The organism is Paenibacillus gyeongsangnamensis (assembly GCF_027533625.1).
GTDB classification, from domain to species: Bacteria; Bacillota; Bacilli; order Paenibacillales; family NBRC-103111; genus Paenibacillus_G; species Paenibacillus_G gyeongsangnamensis.
This window is the reverse complement of the sequence record NZ_JAQAGZ010000002.1, coordinates 178,044-196,743: the sequence shown is the minus strand read 5'-3', so window position 1 is coordinate 196,743 and position 18,700 is coordinate 178,044. Positions and strand designations below refer to the sequence as shown.

The window sequence follows — 18,700 nt, the reverse complement described above, 5'->3', positions numbered from 1 at the left end:
GGTTTGTTCTGTGCAAGGGAGCGGATGCTTGAACGAGGACGCCCTGATCGTAAATAGTAAGGACAACGTCTACGGCGTAGCGGACGGAGCAACATCACTAACGGACTACCGTAATGCATCCGGGCATACAGGCGGTTATATTGCAGCACATATATTGGCCTCAACATTTCAACAGGTCCCGTTAGCCGCCCGTTTGGAGGAGGTGGTCACCCAGGCGAACGATACGCTCCGCAAAAGCATGCTGGAGGCGGGAGTCGATATCGCCGATAAACGGCAATTGTGGAGCGCTGCTTTTGTATTATTCCGGGTGAATGATACTTACATCGATTTTGTCCAGGCTGGGGATTGCATGCTGTTTGCCAAATACATGGACGGAACATATAGACGGGTAACGCATGACCAAGTGGCGCATGCCGACCGGATTACGCTGCAAAAGCGCAGGGAAGCGATAGTCCAGGGAATAACGGATCCGGCAAAAATCCGTGAATATGTATATCCTACGCTCTGTGAAAATAGGAGAAAAGCGAATACCTGCGAAGGTTATGCCGTACTGAACGGCGAACCGGGACTAAGCCGTTACCTGGAAGCGGGCCGTCTTAGCCGCGCAAGGCTGACGAGGCTATATGCCATAACGGATGGCTTGTTTCACTGCTTGGCTGACGTAAATCCGGACGAAACGTGGACAAAGATGCTTGCTGACATTGACAGCCAAAGCCTCGACACCTACGTTGCCAATTTGGTTCGAATGGAGCAAGGCGACCCGGACTGTTCGAAGTATCCAAGGCTGAAAATATCGGATGACAAGACAGGCATCGTTCTCGATCTTGGATAATGTCCTTTAAATACGCGATGAAAGGTTTTTATGAATGGATGTTTGAAAATACAACGAGCCAACAGCTGATGAAGCATATGAACCAGCAGAAGGTGCTGCATCTCATATATAACGCCGGCTCCATTTCCAGAGTCGAGCTGGCTTACAAGACAGGGTTGACGCAGCAGACAATTACCAATATCGTCAATCGGATGCTTCAAGAAAAAGTCGTCATCGAAGGATTGCCGACTACATCAGGACGTTCATGAATCCCGACCATGTGCTTTTGACCGGGCAAATCGTCGAGGATGCAGGGGTTGTGTTCGTACCCGCGATTGAAAAACATTTGATCCGTAACATTCCGTTTCATTGCCGGAATGTTCGTCTCGTTTATAAAGATCGTCGGCCCGACGCCGCCGGTATGGCTGCGGGACTCGTAATGAAGCAAATGTTCGCCGCCCCGGTCAATACGTTGTCTTACTAAAGGGCAATCGCTTCACTCGCCGCTAAAATGTACCGTAACACAAAATATGCCCTTCCGACTTCCTACCGGGAAGCGAAAGGGCTATTTTTCTCCTTACTTGGATCTTCGAGCCGTGGATTCTATTCGTTGATTGCATCCACTAAAATCCAACCTAGTTCTAATGGTTTTCTACCTTTGCCGTGCAGTGGATTCTGAGGGAAGTTATAGTGTTAGTATCCGAGATATTAGAACTAACCTTTGGCGACTACCGGAAACGATCGGATGTAGCGGATCCAAAGCAGCAATTTTAGCTTGACCGGAATATGCTAGTTGCCTTCAAGTACCGCCTTTATCTAACCCATGAACAGAAGAGGTCGCCCGATCGTCGAAGGAAAAATGCTTTCCTTTTACTTCGCAGAATACAGGTTCTGCGAAGTGAATTATTGAATCATGGATTTTATTTATATTTTATAGACTTTTTTCAATGTTTCTGAAATGAAATCATTATAATCTTTCATTAGCTCTTTATGATCCATATTTGATTGTAATAATTTACAATGGTTGGAGACAGGGCTTGATTCGGAATATGACCCTCAAGGTAAGTTCCATGGCTTTTTTGACACCAACATAATTCTCCTCACTCTCGAAAGTTCTATGATGATCTAAAATAGTTTAATTGAATTTTCTCAGAACACTTACCCTAATGTAATTTAGTTATCTTTCCGTTAGCTCTTACATGAAATTGCTTTTGATTTTATAATTAAGAGAGTTCGAATGACTTAGTATAGACTATATGATATAAAAAGGAGCCATTCCTGGTGCGATACATTGTTATTGGCGGCAGCGGTCATATCGGTACTTATTTGGTACCAGCTTTGGTCCGTTTGGGACACGAAGTTATCGAAGTGAGCCGGGGCGAGAGGCAGCCGTATAGGCCCGATCCGGCCTGGAACGAAGTCCGGCGCGTTCCATTGGACCGGGATAAGGCGGAGGCCGACGGCTCGTTCGGGCAACGCATTCGCGAGCTTCAAGGGGATGTCATCATCGATCTGATCTGCTTTACTCTGGAAAGCGCTCAGCAGGTAACGGAAGCGCTGGAGGGTGAGGTGCACCATTATCTCAGCTGCGGGACGATCTGGGTGCATGGGCCGAGCGTGACCGTGCCGGTTACAGAGGAGCAGCCGCGGCGGCCCTTCGGCGATTACGGCATCCGCAAGGCGAAGATTGAAGCTTATTTGCTGGACAAGGCGAGAAAGGGTCGTTTTCCCGCTACCGTGCTGCATCCGGGGCATATCGTAGGGCCGGGCTGGGTGCCGTTGAATCCCGCCGGCCATTTTAACCCGGATGTCTTCGCCAGACTGGCTGCAGGCAAGGAAATCTCTATTCCCAACCTGGGCATGGAAACTGTCCATCATGTGCATGCGGAGGATGTCGCCCAGGCATTCATTAAGGCTTCCCAATGCTGGAGCCAAGCGGTCGGGCACAGCTTCCATGTCGTCTCGCCCGCTGCCGTCTCGCTTCGGGGATATGCGGAAACGGCAGCGTCTTGGTTCGGCCATGAAGCGGTACTCCGCTTCGAGCCTTTCGAGTCGATGAAGCACTCCCTTGGCAATGGCGAGGCACGCACCGTTTATGACCACATCGCCCATAGCCCCAGCTGCAGCATCGAGAAAGCGCGGCGGTTGCTAGGCTATGAGCCCCGGTATTCCTCAATGGAGGCCGTTAGGGAATCCGTGAATTGGTTGATCGAGCAGAAGAAGATTGACGTGTCATAAAACTGGTATTGGCTTTATTTTTGTCATGGGCTGGATCTGTCCGACCGGAATAGCCGGAAAAGAACCGACCAAACGTCGGAAGATAAGAAAATGTGCAAGGTCGTTATATAGCGGCCTTTTTTTATGTTTAGCGTGCCCAGAAGCACGCATCTTCTAGCCGGTGAAAATGTCTCAACGGGTCTAAGTCCTTGCATTCCCTCGTCACATCTAAGCATTCTTTTTTCTGTTGTGTATAGGATTTGTATATTGAACCTTGGGCTCAATCGTCGTAAACTTGAGGATAGCATTTCTTGAACTGGGAGGACTGGACCACCAGATGAAATTGAAATCGTATTTGCTGCTCACTGTGTGTATTTTTTTCTGGGGTAGCAACTTTGTATTCGGGGCTATTTTAGTGAAGCAGTTTTCGCCCATGCTGCTTTCGGCTATCCGACTCTCTTTTACATCTTTATTTTTAATTGGATACGTACTGCTTTCGAGGAGCTCCTTTCGGCTGCATCTGTCGGATTGGAAACTCTTAATTCCTTTAGGCTTAATAGGAACGCTTGCAAATCAAACTGCCTTTTTTACCGGGATGAAGACGGTAGATGGGACGACAGCCTCCTTAATCATGTCTCTTGCACCTATTACAACCGTAATTCTCGCGTGGTTATTTCTTAGGGAGCCGCTGACCAAACGGGTAGCCGTTGGTGCAGTCCTTGCGGTGCTAGGGGTTTATTGCGTGGTGGGAGTGGGTAAGCCGTTCCGGATTACACCTGGGATGTGGCTGATCTTTATCGCTATGCTGACCTTTGCCGCTTCCATTATTATGATGAGGAGGTTGACGGAGCGTATCAATCCGTTCAGCGCAACCATGTACTCAACTATCATAGGTTGTGCTATGCAAATCATAGCCGCTACCTTCGTGGAGCCGGTATCCGCCATATCACACGCGCCACTTTGGGCTTGGTTTCTTGCCATCGCGACAGCATTGTTGATGCAAGGAGTGTGCGGACTTCTTTGGAATCGGGAGATCAAAGAAATCGGTGCATCCCAAGCGGCGATTTTTTTGAATTTGCAGCCATTCGTTGCAATGCTTGTCGGGTTTGTTTTGCTCGGGACACCTGTGACTTGGCCGCAGATCGGCGGCTCAGTGCTTATTATTTTTGGAGTTATGGTTGCAACAGAACTGCTACCGAGAAGGGGTGAACATTTTTTGGCAAAGCCGTCCGGGGAGGAGAAGATCTCTTCATGATTGGTGATATAACGTTCTAAGTTGTATATAGCGGTTCCCGATGAAATATATGCAGGAATCGCCCCGATAGCTTTGGCTAAAGACACCATTTCTTCGAAATTCAACGGCAACTCCTAATTTCGCAGACTCACAGCATCGCGTGTAATTCGGTAAAATTCAGGTCCCAACCTTGGCGACGACCATCAGGCGTTGCCGAGGCAATTCGCCGACCCGGAACTTGCGAAGTTCGGCGACCGCTATTATCTTTATCCCATAACCGATAGCTTCACGGGCTGGTCGGGCAGCAATTTCATGCGTTTTCTTCGGCTGACATGCGTGACGAAGGTGATCGGTAGTGAACCAATCCGCGTGATGGGAGAAGCACGAATCGGTCGGTACAGAGAAGGCTCCGATTCTCGCCGAGTTTCATGATTATCGACAATCCTTTATTAATCCGAGCACTGAGTCGATTGCGATCGCCGAGTGGAAAGTGGTTGATGCAGAAACAGCCTTTAATGTCCTGATGGAATACCGTCTTCCATCAGGAGATAGCTTGAGTTGCGTTATTCAGTTCGACGCCATGATGCCTTTCTCTCCTACATCCCCATATTTTCGAATCTTCGGCGAAAGAGGAACCCCGACTCCTGAGAGTATGGGGATGTTTTCTTTAAAACTTGCCGATATAGACAATGCGGACAACCGTATCGTACCTAAAAGTGGCAGTCGCTCAACTCCCTCGGTACGATAGCTCAACAAACTGCTTTTGCCGCTTTAGAGCAACATACTAATATATGTTTGTACCAGTTAACCCCGGAATCTAATGTGGAGTAAGTAAGACTTCTATAAAGTACCTCATCAATGTACAAATAAAGGCAGCCTCCCTAAATAAGAGAGGCTGTGCATATTTTGCAGTTATATTTTCATTTTTGACTGTCGAGCTTGGCTTCAAACTCATTTATATAGATGGAAGGTGCTCCCAATGGATTATGGAAATCGAATTCGAGAGACTGAACAAATTTACCAGTACCTTTAATTCGTAACAGCATAGGCATTGGAGCGTGACCCTCCGGCTTCCATATAGCGGATATTTTGTATCGGCCGAGCAGTATTTTATTCACTCCGTGACCTCCTGTTGGGAGTACATCTGCGTGTGTCGTTATTATTTTTCCGGCGCTTCCGTCAAATAATTGTCCAACAGGTGGAAGTGTAACTTCCAAGTCATTCATTTGGAATGTTGGCAAACTATCGTCAAACGACCAAAAATCAGGATGGATTTCAATATGCCCTACAATATCCTTCAAGGTAAAATTGCGAATAGCCCCTGAACTCCCGGCGAATGGTTGATCGACGTCAGACCTTAAGTAAAATCTCTGCTCTTTCCCGTTATATTCACGGGAGAAAGTTGTAGACATAATCCAGCTCGTGGGAATGTGAGACAATTCGATCCGATAATAACCATTCTCATCGGTCACCCCTCCTATGTTGCTATCATAAAACAATTGGTTATCCGCATATATCGTAACTCCAGGAATTAGGTTGCCCTGCGCGTTACGTAAATAGCCCTTGACAACGTATGGCTCTAATTCCTCTACAGAGGGTACGGGCGTCGGTGTCGGTTCAGGTTCCGGCGTTGGTGCAGGTACAGGAGTCGGTCCCGGCGTCGGTGCAGGGCTTGTGACCACTCCGGCATCGACGATCTGGATTTTCGCTACGTTACCGTCGGTGGAGTAAGAGACTTTGTAGCCGGTGTTCTCCGCCACAAAGCGTAGAGGGACTAGGGTACTTCCGTTAATGATCTGTGCAGGGACTTCCATGCCAACGGGATTTCCGTTTACTTTCGCGGTGGTGCCGTTGATCGTTAATTCGATGGTGAGGCCGTCCTTCGTGCCGATCGCCTGTTGGGTCGCACCGGTATCGATCCATTTTACCGTAAAGCCAAGAGTTTCGAATAGCTTTCGGAAAGGAACCAACGTGGAACCATCCTTGATGACCGGTTTAGCGTCGCTAAAAGACAACTCCTGTCCTTTGAAAAACACGCGGATCGTCGGACCCTCCGCCGGTGCAGGAGATGGTGCCGGCGTCGGAGTCGGTGTTGGTGCCGGAGCAGGAGCAGGAGCAGGAGCAGGAGCAGGGCTTGGTGCAGGTGCCGTTGTCGAAGTCCCTTCCGCAGTCATCGGCTTCTTATATTTAATAGGCTTGGAGACGACTGTTCCATGTGGCGTTTGGATTTCCAACACATAAGCTTGAGTTTCCTTGATAGTGCCGTTGTCGCTCGCATAAAGGTCGAAGGCAAGCTCGCCTTCGAATTCGCCGACAGGGTCTTTTACATCCTTGCGAAAACCCGGATTGATGATCACTATTTTCATGGGTAGTGCCGTTCGGTGTCGTAATTGTTTTGTCTTGCACAATTCCGAGCAGCCACCCCGTAGTCGCGCGGTTTGTTCTCCATACGTCCTGGTAATTATCTTTACCGAAATCATCAGTGGAACGAAGGACAACGGAATTAATCACCGTCTTTTGAGCCAGGCTCAGCATCAACTTGAAGTGACCATCCTTATTACCTTCCGGTGTGAAATCTGCCGAACCGACAACGTCAGTTGCCGTATCGAGCAGACTGAATTCCTTAATCTTTACACCTGCAGGCGGGGTCTCGCCAAAGGCATTCGCAATTCCGCTAAATGCAAGACTGCTTGCGAGCAAAAGGAATAATACTGTACTTTGTTTTTGTTTGTTGAGCTTTAACATGATTCTCACTATTCTCCATTTCTAATATGTTTTGAGCGATTATCACATTTCCGGCTTTGCCTCGGGCTTCGCTGCAAATATCGATCCCGCCTTTGCCGAAAAAGCCGCCGGTTTTGCTTCAGGCTTTGCACTCACGGATGCGGGAAGGGCGATCGCTGTAAGCAGTGTAGCCGCCAACATCATTTTTAATTTTTTGGTCATGGTCATAACCTCCAACAGATTATTTCTCTTACACTTTTCAGTTTATAGTGGGAGCGTTCCGGTTACATGAGACATGACCGGGAAATGCGGCGGGAAGCTGATAGGATTATCTTGGGAATGAGCCGGGAAACTAAGCTCCGAAAAATTTATAAGGAAAAATATCCAAAAGGAGCCGGGCTCATCGCAGATGGAAAAAAGCCTCCCGATCCACTTTGGATAGTGGTTCAGGAGGATCTATCGCACTCAGGTACGCGGGTTCAGCCTAATCCTCACGTGAATTCCGGACCAAACGCTTCGCGGCATTACGGTACATTTCATTCAACTCCCTCTACATCCGTTAGTGCAACAAACCTTTTGAAACAGCAATACTTTATTATCACTCATGAATTTCGGAGGCACGTTTGCGTCAGCTGGTAATGACTAACAACATAGGAGGGATAACCTTCCTTTAATAGTTGTTAAAGATTTCACTTCATCAGATTTTCAAGTTCTTTTTTTGTATCTGGATGCACCACGATTTTATCAATAAGGTTAAGAGTAGATTCATTGACCTTTCTTCCCCATTTCCTAGAAAAGGAACGCCAGTCACATACCATTTCAATGAGATATTTTTTGGGCATTGGCAATGCTTCATTAGTATTTGGATTAATCACCCAATGCTCCCAATGATGTTTGTTTTTATGCTGATGATGGAGCCATGCGTATTTCCACTTTAATTCGTCATCGATGTTTAGCGGTTTTCCAGAGTAAAATTTCTTTGCGTATGGAAAAAATTCAACTGGTGAAAACTTCGATAAATCATGAATTACTCCTTGAATATATAACCCTTCCTGCCAACATTCAATCAGAACATTAAGTTTATGGTTAAGAATGTATAGAAAATATTTCCAATAAGCCTTCAACATTGATATAAAGCACATCCCATCCCATCAATTTCACTCCAACTAAAGAAAGCGTGCTATGCCCCAAACATGCTTATACCGGAGAGGTTTTCAACTCCGACTTTCAGATGAGCTGCGTGGCTGCTGAGGCGGTTATTCCCTTCATCAACTTGGGAAAAGACCCTGTTGCCAAGGGTGATGTCAGCTGCAGGAAATCGCAATGTGTCACTGTCCTGGGGGGATATTTTTCTGGTTCATGTGCCCAATTGGAAACCTTCCGTCTATGGCACTTACAACGGGCAAGTTGAGGTTGAAACCTGTTCTGCGGAAAGCTCTTCTTGGCTTATATTGGCATAAACCACCTTCGGCCAGCGCCAATACAGTTTGAAAATCAGATCATATTACGTTGTATAATGATAACGCATTTGCGATCCCGTCTTCGTCGACGGAATCCGTAACATGCTCCGCCACTTGTTTCAGATCGTCCAACGCATTCCCCATTGCGATGCCATGTGCGACGAACTGCAGCATGTCTTTGTCGTTATACCCATCACCGAATGCGAAGGAATGCTCTTTCGGAATTCCATATCGTTCTAACAACCAGCGGATGCCTCGGGATTTCCCCGCTTCCTTCGAAATTAGATTCACAAGATATTCATGCGACCAGTTCATGACATAATCGTTCAAATATTCATTCAGAACGTCTGATTCTTCTCTTGTGATATACAGATGCCCCTGATACAACGGATACTTTTCTTCAAATCTCTCGAGCACGGCCGGTATCGGGTTATGAAAATCATTCCAGACCGCGGCGACCCTCTTGTTCATATGATCCACCACTTCTCCATTTACACAGTATCCTCCGTAAGCGAACCCGTATTCCCTCGCTTTACCCAGGAATTCGCGCAGAGTTGATTGAGGAACGAATTGTTCGAAGATTTTACGACCCTTGTGAAAAACGAGCTGTCCGTTGAGAAGAATCATCGTATCGCAGGAGCAAGCCAATTCGCGTTGAATCAATTCCATCGAATTCGGACCTCTGCCAGTTGCGATTATAATTGTGTGACCATCGGCCTGAAGCTTGCAAAGGGCTTCTTGCGCGCTTTGGGGTACGCTTTTTGTTGAGTGGCTGTAAAGGGTACCGTCGAAATCGAAAAAAAATGCATACTTCTGCATGTCATCTGCTCCTTTAATGAGCAGAAGAGACACCTTCGCCGGCAGTATGGTGTCTCTTCTGTGAAGTCTTGTTATTTCAGCTTGCTTGCTGTCTCCTGCAGTAGTTGATCCCCATTACCGCCGCCGATCATGACCGCTTCCCACATTTTTCCTACTTGGTCGGCAAGTGAACCAGACTTCGGAACGGTTTTGATATACGACAGATCACCGGCCGACAGAATGGCATTAACGGCAGCAGCCCGGTAATATCCCGGCGTGGCACTCGGTTTGGCCTTCAGAAACGACTGGTATTCCGGTTCGTCCAACATGGCTTTGCTGATCGGAAGGTTTCCGGTTTCCGTCAACCATTTCACATTGTTCTTCGCATCGGACAGAAAAGAAATTAACAGCCATGCAGCGACCCGTTGTTCTTCCGTTGCATTCGAGAAAATGACGTAATCTTCACCTTTGGAAAAATTAATGGGTTTCGCAGCATCTTTTTGTGGAACAGGAGCTACGCCCACTTCGAAATTTTTTTGACCCGCATTCGGATTTGGTATAGCGAACTGGACACCGGCTGCCGCTCCGATAAACATATACGTTTCGTCCTTGACAAAACCTTTGTTGCTGTATTTACCGCCGCCCGCACTCGGCAGCAGGGCAGGCATGGTAAAATAACCACGGTCCATGTTGTCCTTGTAAAATTTCAAGGCGGCTTTGCCTGCATCATTGTTGATATCGATAGTGCCATCCGGGCGAATGTACGGGCTGCCCCATTGCCTTGAAAGAAGCATGAAAGGCGCATCGCCGTACGCATTGTCGAAGCTGAAACCAGGTTTTCCGGTTTCCTCCCTGATCGTTTTCGCATAACTCACGAGTTCGTCCCACGTTTTCGGAGGGGCCCACCCTTTGCTGTCGAAATACGTTTTGTTATACATTAGCACGTCCGACGTCTTCTTGTTGGTCGGAAAACCGTACATCGTGCCTTCCGGTCCGAGACTCTTTACTTCATCGATATAATAGGAGAAAATACCGTCGTTCCCGTTCGCAAGACCGATCGTTTTGTCCTCGTAATAAGGCATCAAGTCGATGATTGCTTTGCTTGAAATGTACTCCGGAAACGTGCTTGCAACGATATTAGACAACGTGGGTGTCGATTTCGAAACAATATTCTGGGTCAGTTTTTTCGTAAGGTCACCGATCGCTCCCTGATTAGAAAAATCAACTGTAATATTGGGATATTTCGCCTGAAACGCCTTGACCATCTCTTCAAGTATCGGGAAGTTCGTCGCTCCGGTGCCCGTCCAGAACGAGATGTTCACTTGTTTCTTGTCGGTGAGCACGCTCTGAACGGCCTTTTCCAGAGGTCTTGTCGGCTTTACGGTTGCACTCGGTGTCTGGGCAGCAGGATTCGTCAGTGTGTTACCCGAATTTTTACAGGCAGAGAGCAGAATCATACTAATCATGCACACGACTATTACGACTTTCCACAACTTCTTGTTCATTTTTACGAACACTCCTCCACTCTAGATTTACTTTTTTATATCAAGGCGTTTTTGGTTTAACACGCCGTTTTTTATCAGCAGCGTAGCCAGACTTCATCCTTTAATGCCTCCATGCATCAATCCTGAAAAAATGAAGTTGCGAAGCAGTAAGAAAAGTACGATCAGGGGGACTGTAATCAACGTCGCCGCAGCCATCTGCAATTCATAATCAATGTTGCCGACGCTGCTTGTAAAGGCATTCTGTAGCCCATTGGATACGAGCCGTAGGCTGTCTTTCGTTGTGACCAGATCCGGCCAGGCGAATGTATGCCATATCAAAATCAATGAGAGGATCATCGTTGTCAATATGGTGGACCAGGACATCGGAACCAAGACCTTGCTTAAGTAACGAAAGTTGCCTAGGCCGTCCACCTTCGCCGCCAGATATAGTTCGTCAGGTATTTGCAAGAACGTTTGGCGCAGCAAATAGATGTTAAATGGATTGATCCAGTACGGGATGATGAGTGCCTGCAGCGTATTCATCCATCCCCACTGCGCGATCGTTTGAAAGTTTGTAATGATCAGCATCTCCTGTGGGATCATCATAGTTGAAAGTATTGCAAAAAACAGAAGGTTTTTCCCGCGAAAATGAAGCCGTGCAAAAGCAAACGCGGACAATACAGTTACAGCTGTGCCTACGGCTACGACGGAAACGCCGACGATGATCGTATTGGCCAAATACCCGAGCAGAGGTGCTTGTGTGATAACATCCAAATAATTAGCCCAACGAAAGTGACTCGGGAACAATGTCGGCGGAACCTTCGCTACTTCTGCCGACGTTTTCAGGGAAGTGCTCACCATCCAGTATAAAGGAACGAGTACGACGATGGCGGAAACGGCTAAGAACAGATTCAGAAACGCTTTACCGTGATTAACGCTTGTCCTCATTGGTAATGCACCCATCTTTTCATCAGAAATAGTTGAACAAAGACTACGACCATAACCATCAACACGAGCACGACTGCCGCGGCACCCGCGCTGCTAATTGCTCCTGGTGACAAATAATCTCCGAGAGAGTCCATGATATACCCAACTAACGTAATCATCATCTTTGAATCATCGCCGGGCGGACCATAGGTTTTGCCGAACAAGGCCACAACACTCGCATACGCCCTGAAGGCAAAAATAATGGATGTTACAAAAAGGAAACTCGTCGTCGGGGACAACAGTGGCAGCGTGATACTTCGAATCATGCGCCAGCGGCTTGCACCATCAACCTGAGCGGCCTCGTAATACTCTTTATTGATGTTCTGTAAACCCCGCATGAACAAGAGGACGTGCAGCGATAGCCCCTCCCAAACGCTGTACACAAACAGGATAAACAAACTTCGCGCATAAGCCTGGTTATACCGTTCAGGCGAACCGACGATGCCTTCGCCGCTGATCCATGCCACAGGATGGATGCCGAACCATCCTAAGACCATATTGATGAGTCCGAAGTGTGTGTTGAAAATAAAAGAAAATACGAGCCCTGATGCAATCACATTCGTGACTTGGGGAAGATAAAAGAGCGTCAGATACAAGCCCTGCAACCTTTTAACGGAATTCAGGCATAAAGCTAGAATGAGCGAGATCAGTATAGTGGCAGGCACGCAAACAAAGGCGATAAAAAACGTATTCAACAGCGCTCTTCGGAATGTGGAATCGCCGATGATTTTGATATAGTTCGAGAGATTGATCCCGGCGAAGTTCCCCGTGAGAAACTGAAAATTGTCTTTAAACGAAGTTATAAACGTATTGATGATTGGATAGATCGTGAAGATTCCGAGCAATAGAAACGCAGGGAGTAGATACAGATAAGCGGTGTTATCGTATCGATTGGTCGAACGCCGGGTTAGCTTTCGATTTAGCATGGGATGATGTTGTCTCCTTTGTCGTGTAAGATGCCTTCTCAGAACAACTTGAAATTGCGTAACTTTTTAAAACGGGTACTTTCTGACACACTATGAACAACGTACAAATAAAAACTGGAAACTTCAAAAGAAAGTGGTATAACCTTGCAAGCAGAAAAGGAACTCGATATAGATGGGTTGCAGCCATAAGCGAGCGAAATATGGGGAACGAAAACGAAACGATTTATCAGCACCCCTGCATTTGCCAGCGCCTGGACGATCATTTGTTGAAGGGCGTGCAAGCGATCGTTCTCCTTTACATTGACCCATACTACGGATTTCCCCGGATTTTCAAATATGCCCGGTTCATGTAACTGTAGTTCGAAGCTGTTGAATCGGATATGTTCCAGATGTGAAATGATAGTCTCCTGGCTTGTCCATTCCCCGATATAACTCAGCGTCAAATGGAAGTTTTCAGCAGACTCATATTTCCCCGAAGAATCAAATTGACGCAGATGGTTTTGAATGTTCCTTAGCTCTCGCTTTACCGCGAGAGGTACGTCCAATGCGACAAACAGTTCCATTATGTGTTTTCTCCTTTTATTAAAAATGTTTGATACACCAACATAATTCTGATTCGAAAGGAAGTCAATTTAAGATTTTATTAACTGGTACAACGACTCAATCATGTGCAATGAGGTTGTGATTTGCAGTTTAAGGCAAAGAAAAGATTCCCAGAAAACGGACTAAGGCGATTCCATTAAGAATGTAAAATTTTACTTTAATAGTTATTAATGTAAACAACAAACAAAAATACTCCAACATGGTTTGCATCCTACTCCCTTAATGAGAAAGGAACAGATACAAATTACGCCATTGTATAACGTGCATATGAGAATGTAAACAAGTATTCGTCAATTTTTATGTTAAAAGAATGTAAAAAAGCTCTCTGCTGCAGCAAAAGGTTTTGTACAGGAAGAGATTTCGCCGCCTAAACACCGCGGTGCGGGCTCCTTTCAATTTTTCGCTGTCACGTTGACAACTTTTTATCGAAGGGAGATTAAAAGTTGCAACACGGTACGGGCAAGGAGGGAAATGAGATTAACTGATCGATATCCTCGGCACAGAAGCTGATGATGTCGTGAAAAAGGTGCAGCTGAGGATTGAGAAGAGCAAAATATACAAAAATCCGGATATTCTCGATGAGCGGTAGAAGAATTCCAACGAAGAAACCGCTAATCCATTTTTGTAATATGGTGATTTTGAAACGCATATACGTACGTATAAAGTTTTGTTGTAACGTCGGATTTTTCAACTTTATTCGTACAACTGCAAAGGAAAATCAAAGCGAATTGAAAACGTTGACATCGAGGAGGGAAAAGTATGCTCAAAATTGCCATGATCGGAGCAGGGAGCGTAGGGTTCACAAGAAGGCTGATGATGGACATTCTCGCGGTACCTGAGTTTCAAGACACCGAATTCCGATTGATGGACATCAATGAGGAAAACTTGACTATGATTTCCAACCTTTGTGGGCACATGATCCAGACCAACGGGCTGCCTGCGACGGTTGTTCCGACCACAAACCAACGGGAGGCGGTAAAAGGGGCGGATTACGTGTTTTGCATGGCCCGCGTCGGCGGACTGGAGGCGTTCCGGCACGATGTGGAAATTCCTTTAAAGTACGGGGTCGATCAATGTGTAGGGGATACCTTGGGACCTGGCGGAGTATTCTTCGCCCTGCGGACCATTCCCGTACTGCTTGACTTGGCCGAAGATATGCGCGAGCTTGCTCCCGGAGCCCTGCTGCTGAATTATTCCAATCCTATGGCGATGAATACATGGGCATTACGGCGTGCCGGAGGAATCAAAGTCGTCGGCCTTTGTCACGGAGTGCAGGGAGGCCATAAGCAAATTGCAACGGCGCTCGGTCTTCCCCAGCATGAAGTCGATTTCGTCTGTGCAGGAATAAACCATCAAACCTGGTATATTCAGGTGACTCATAAGGGACAGGATATGCTCCCGTATCTGTTGGACGCATTCGAGAACCATCCGCAGCTATCAAGGAGCGAGCCTTGTCGAATCGATGTACTGAGAAGATTCGGATATTATTCCACGGAATCTAACGGGCATCTCAGCGAATACCTGCCATGGTATCGGAAGCGAAAAGAAGAAATCGATCAATGGATTTATCCGGATGTATGGATTGGCGGAAGAACCGCCGGTTACCTGAATCATTGCCTTACGAAAACGGAAGAGTACAAAGAAATGTACCCCAAATGGTTAAAAGGCGAGGCGGAATACATCAAGCTGGGGGAGCGTTCCAACGAACACGGCTCTTACATCATAGAAGCGCTGGAAACTGGTCGTTCGTACCGAGGGCACTTCAATATCGAAAACCGCGGATTGATCACCAACCTGCCCGACAAGTGCACCATTGAAATTCCTTGTTATGTGGACGGAAACGGCATCCATCCGACATTTGTCGGGGATCTCCCGTTACAATGCGCGGCCACATGCCGCACCAGCATCAGCGTTCAAGAAATGGCGGTGCAGGCCGCTCTAACCGGTGACCGCGAGCTGGTGAAGCTGGCCGTGCTTCACGATCCGTTGACTGCCGCCGTCTGCAGCACCAAGGAAGTTTGGGCCATGTGCGAGGAGATGCTTGAAGCGCTCGCTCCGTGGATGCCGCAATTTAACGGGGATGGAAGACGCTGGGCCGATCGTCCGCAGCCGGACATGGGGGTATATCGTTTCCCTAAAAAATCGGCAAACCGTCCGCCATTCTCATCCGCAAACCGGGAATCCGCAGCTGCAGGTAACGAGAGACTGATTGTAGGACACTCGGATAACTAAGTCAACAACAACGGACATTTAAAGATTAGCGGGTGATTTCATTTGCCAACAAAACATAAAGAGCCGTTTTGGAATAATATAAAGGTCGTTCCGTACCTTTTTATTCTTCCAAACATGCTTCTGTTTTTGTGCTTTATGATCATACCGATTTTTATGACCTTTTATTACAGCCTGGTGAAATGGGGAGGTATGGGAAAGCCGGTATTCATCGGACTGGATAATTATATTTATCTGTTTACGGACGAGGTTTTTAGAAAATCGATTTGGGTGACGATTCTTTTCACCGTTTCGACGGTTCCCTTTCTGATGGTATTATCGCTCATGTTTGCTCTTTTATTAAATCAAAAAATCAGATTCAGAGAATTTTTCCGCAGCGTGCTGTTTATTCCATCGGTAATATCGTCCGTCGTTGTAGGCATGGTGTTTGTCTGGTTGTTCAGCGATCAATTGGGGCTCATTAACTATGTGCTGAACCTGCTCGGCATTCAATCCATCGAATGGTCCAGAGACCCCAGTATGGCTATGGTCATGATTATCGTAGGCACTTTATGGAGCAGGGTCGGATACAACATGGTCATTTATTTGGCGGCTCTGCAAGGGATATCGCCCGACTACTATGAGGCGGCCACCATCGACGGAGCGAATGCCTGGCAAAAGTTCCGTTACATTACGATGCCGCTGCTTAAGCCGATTCATACCTTCATACTCATCACCGTCGTCATTCACTCTTTCCGATCCTTCGATTTGATCTACGTTATGACCAAAGGCGGACCGCTCAATGCGACAACCACTCTGGTTATGTACGTTTACGACACCGCGTTCAAGATGAACTATTACGGTCGGGCTTCCGCTTCCGGCGTAGTCCTGTTTTTAATCCTTCTGTTGTTTTCTTTGTACAGACTTCGGGCAAGCAAGGAGAATGTATGATAACCACAAACATGAACCAACCAACCGCTTTGTCTAAAAAATCGGGCAATACGACTTTGAAGGCTTGTGCCTATGCGTTTCTGGTTATTGTCAGCATTGTTGTTCTATTCCCGTTTTATTGGATGCTGATCACGGCCGTAAAGCCCATCGGTGAAATTTTCGAATATCCCCCCAGGCTCTGGCCAAGCGAATTCATTTGGGGCAACTTTGCCAAATCCATGACGGTCACCCATTTTTCGACTTACTTTAAAAATAGCGCCATCGTTACGGTATGCGCTACGGTGATTACCGTTTTTATCAACCTGCTCGCGGGCTTCGCCTTTGCCAAGTACCGATTTAAGGGCAGAGATTTCTTGTTCATGGTGGTACTCAGCACATTGATGATTCCTATTCAACTCATCATGATTCCTAATTTTATCATCATCTCCAAACTGGGGCTGCTCAACAGCTATACGGGATTGATTTTGCCGCCTTGCGCGGAAGCGTTCGGGTTGTTCCTTTCCCGTCAATTCATGGAGGAGATCCCGGATGAACTGATCGAATCGGGACGTATAGACGGTGCCAGCGAATTTGCGATTTTCAGTAAAATTGTATTTCCGAATGTCAAACCGCTGCTGGGAGTTCTGGTGATCTTTACGGTCATGTGGCGCTGGAATGATTTTCAATGGCCCTTGATCGTGTTGTCGGATAGTAAAATGTATACGGTTCAGCTTGGTCTTGCCATGTTAAATGGAGTCAATTACGTAAACTGGAATGATTTGATGAGTGCGGCCATCATTTCGATTCTTCCGGTTTTGGCGGTGTTCTTCCTTTTTCAAAAACAATTTGTGCAGGGGATTGCTTTTACGGGAATCAAAGGCTAGCATTCCTAGGAGGAGTAAATATGGATATACGTTCTTTTTATCGGCCGTTGACAACGCTTTGTGCTCTGACTGCGGCAGTTTCTTTATCGGCGTGCAGCTCGACGGGCAGTGCGCCGACAACGAATACGGATTCACGCGCCGCGGAAAAAGGAGCGGTTCTTAAGGTGGCTTATTGGGAATCCTCAACATCGGATAAAGCCGGTTGGGATTTGATGCTCAAAAATTTTGCTAAAGATCATCCGGAAATTAAGCTGGAGCCTCAGGTATATCCGTCCGATACGTACAGGCAAATTTTAGATACTCGAATCGCGGGGAATGATTGGCCGGATATCGTACGCTACACTTACCAGAGACTGGGAAAATTCAAAGAAAACGATGTGATGTTGGACCTGACGGGGAAAATTTCTGAAGAAAGTCTTAAGGATCTCGTACCGGCATATCGTTCAGCCGTGACTTATAAAGGCAAGCTTGTGGCAATGCCGCATCACACGGATACGATGGCTATTTTTTATAACAAGAGCATGTTTCAGAAATCCGGAATACGCATACCTAAAGATGTCAATGACGCTTGGACATGGGATGAACTTACCGGCATCGCCCGGAAACTGAAAGCCGACAATAATTTGGAATATGCTTTCGGCGGCATCTGGGAGAACGGTTCGGGCTACCGCTATCTTCCCTTTATCTATATGAACGGCGGATCCGTGCTGAGTAAAGACATGAAATCCGTTACGATTAATTCGCCTGAAGCGCTTGCGGCTACCAAGCTATATGAAACATGGCAAAAGGAAAAGCTCGTCGTAAAGACAGGCTTTACACAGACACCGGCCACCAATATGCTGTTCGTTGCCAAGAAAATCGCATTTACCTTCTCCGGAAGCTGGCATCTTTCCTATATGGAAGAGAATATGCCGGGAAACTGGGGCGTTACCTACATGCCGCAAGTGAAAGGTAAAACCGGCTCCGATATGGGCGGTAATGCGCTCTTTGCTTACAAAGGCACCAAATACCCGAATGCGGCTGCCATTTTTATCGACTACATGACAAGCAAGGACAACATGAAGGCTTTCAGCGAGGCTTCGAATTTTATTCCCGTACGTACCAGTCTGCTTAACGAAGGACTGAAGTACACGAGCTTCCAAAATGAGATGAATCTCTTTCTCAATATCGTTAAAACCATCGATCCGAAGCTGGCCGAAGACGAAACCTCCGACCGGTTCCAACAGTTGAATGAAATTTACAGCAAAAATATGGATCCGCTCGTGGTCAACGGCTCTGCGACTGCGGAACAGGTTCTGCAAAAAACTCAAAAGGACATGACGGATGCACTGAAATAACCGTGTTGAACCGAAGGTAATGCAGGAGGCCGGAGCTCTGCTCTGGTCTTCTGTTTAACCAAATGATTGCTATTATCAAATTCTGGACTAGGTGTGG

Annotated in this window: 17 protein-coding genes and 1 pseudogene; 10 read left to right on the top strand and 8 right to left on the bottom strand. The window is 46.8% G+C overall.

Translation table 11 applies throughout. From position 1 onward, the window contains the following. Nucleotides 1–28 precede the first annotated feature (28 nt). The 5 genes from O9H85_RS03920 to O9H85_RS03900 all read left to right on the top strand — a co-directional run bounded on the left by O9H85_RS03920 (nt 29) and on the right by O9H85_RS03900 (nt 4,283). On the top strand, nt 29–832 hold the full coding sequence (locus O9H85_RS03920; RefSeq protein ID WP_269879993.1) for a protein phosphatase 2C domain-containing protein: 804 nt from the start codon (nt 29–31) through the stop codon (nt 830–832). Between the two features lie 68 nt (nt 833–900). Further along, nucleotides 901–1,080, top strand: coding sequence for a MarR family transcriptional regulator (locus tag O9H85_RS03915; protein ID WP_269879992.1), 180 nt, complete (start codon nt 901–903; stop codon nt 1,078–1,080). Beyond that, on the top strand, nt 1,077–1,295 hold the full coding sequence (locus tag O9H85_RS03910) for a hypothetical protein (RefSeq protein ID WP_269879991.1): 219 nt from the start codon (nt 1,077–1,079) through the stop codon (nt 1,293–1,295). The genes O9H85_RS03915 and O9H85_RS03910 overlap by 4 nt, the downstream gene beginning before the upstream one ends. A 797-nt stretch (nt 1,296–2,092) precedes the next feature. Further along, entirely contained in the window at nt 2,093–3,049 is a 957-nt protein-coding gene (locus O9H85_RS03905) for an NAD-dependent epimerase/dehydratase family protein (protein WP_269879989.1), read from the top strand. Between the two features lie 316 nt (nt 3,050–3,365). Beyond that, nucleotides 3,366–4,283 (top strand): DMT family transporter, encoded by a 918-nt coding sequence (locus O9H85_RS03900; protein WP_269879988.1) that lies wholly within the window; start codon nt 3,366–3,368, stop codon nt 4,281–4,283. Between the two features lie 899 nt (nt 4,284–5,182). On the opposite strand, the gene O9H85_RS03895 is transcribed toward O9H85_RS03900, so the two are convergent. The 8 genes from O9H85_RS03895 to thpR form a co-directional block, all read right to left on the bottom strand. After that, a complete protein-coding gene (locus tag O9H85_RS03895; protein WP_269879987.1) occupies nt 5,183–6,628 on the bottom strand; it encodes a stalk domain-containing protein in 1,446 nt (481 codons plus the stop codon). A 421-nt stretch (nt 6,629–7,049) separates the two neighbouring features. Beyond that, entirely contained in the window at nt 7,050–7,208 is a 159-nt protein-coding gene (locus O9H85_RS03890) for a hypothetical protein (protein ID WP_269879986.1), read from the bottom strand. A 467-nt stretch (nt 7,209–7,675) separates the two neighbouring features. Next, the gene (locus O9H85_RS03885) at nt 7,676–8,113 is read right to left on the bottom strand and encodes a DUF5662 family protein (RefSeq protein ID WP_269879985.1); all 438 of its coding nucleotides are present in this window, start codon (nt 8,111–8,113) and stop codon (nt 7,676–7,678) included. Between the two features lie 372 nt (nt 8,114–8,485). Beyond that, a complete protein-coding gene (locus O9H85_RS03880) occupies nt 8,486–9,265 on the bottom strand; it encodes an HAD family hydrolase (protein WP_269879984.1) in 780 nt (259 codons plus the stop codon). A 71-nt stretch (nt 9,266–9,336) separates the two neighbouring features. Next, entirely contained in the window at nt 9,337–10,749 is a 1,413-nt protein-coding gene (locus O9H85_RS03875; RefSeq protein ID WP_269879983.1) for an extracellular solute-binding protein, read from the bottom strand. A 93-nt stretch (nt 10,750–10,842) separates the two neighbouring features. After that, entirely contained in the window at nt 10,843–11,676 is an 834-nt protein-coding gene (locus tag O9H85_RS03870) for a carbohydrate ABC transporter permease (RefSeq protein WP_269879982.1), read from the bottom strand. Next, nucleotides 11,673–12,641 (bottom strand): carbohydrate ABC transporter permease, encoded by a 969-nt coding sequence (locus tag O9H85_RS03865; RefSeq protein WP_269879981.1) that lies wholly within the window; start codon nt 12,639–12,641, stop codon nt 11,673–11,675. Before O9H85_RS03865 ends, O9H85_RS03870 begins: the two co-directional genes overlap by 4 nt. Before the next feature lie 38 nt (nt 12,642–12,679). Beyond that, nucleotides 12,680–13,204 (bottom strand): RNA 2',3'-cyclic phosphodiesterase, encoded by a 525-nt coding sequence (thpR, locus tag O9H85_RS03860; RefSeq protein ID WP_269879980.1) that lies wholly within the window; start codon nt 13,202–13,204, stop codon nt 12,680–12,682. A gap of 492 nt (nt 13,205–13,696) precedes the next feature. On the opposite strand from thpR, the pseudogene O9H85_RS03855 reads away from it, so the two are divergent. The 5 genes and pseudogenes from O9H85_RS03855 to O9H85_RS03835 all read left to right on the top strand — a co-directional run. Beyond that, nucleotides 13,697–13,830: pseudogene (locus O9H85_RS03855) on the top strand (RNA polymerase subunit sigma-70); the annotation flags it as partial. A 173-nt stretch (nt 13,831–14,003) separates the two neighbouring features. Then, nucleotides 14,004–15,476: an alpha-glucosidase/alpha-galactosidase gene (gene melA / locus O9H85_RS03850; RefSeq protein WP_269879978.1), complete on the top strand. Its 1,473-nt coding sequence runs from the start codon at nt 14,004–14,006 to the stop codon at nt 15,474–15,476. A 189-nt stretch (nt 15,477–15,665) separates the two neighbouring features. Beyond that, a complete protein-coding gene (locus O9H85_RS03845) occupies nt 15,666–16,403 on the top strand; it encodes a carbohydrate ABC transporter permease (RefSeq protein WP_269879977.1) in 738 nt (245 codons plus the stop codon). Next, nucleotides 16,400–17,266: a carbohydrate ABC transporter permease gene (locus O9H85_RS03840; RefSeq protein ID WP_269879976.1), complete on the top strand. Its 867-nt coding sequence runs from the start codon at nt 16,400–16,402 to the stop codon at nt 17,264–17,266. The genes O9H85_RS03845 and O9H85_RS03840 overlap by 4 nt, the downstream gene beginning before the upstream one ends. Nucleotides 17,267–17,286: 20 nt before the next feature. Further along, entirely contained in the window at nt 17,287–18,603 is a 1,317-nt protein-coding gene (locus tag O9H85_RS03835) for an ABC transporter substrate-binding protein (RefSeq protein WP_269879975.1), read from the top strand. The last annotated feature ends 97 nt before the right edge of the window (nt 18,604–18,700 follow it).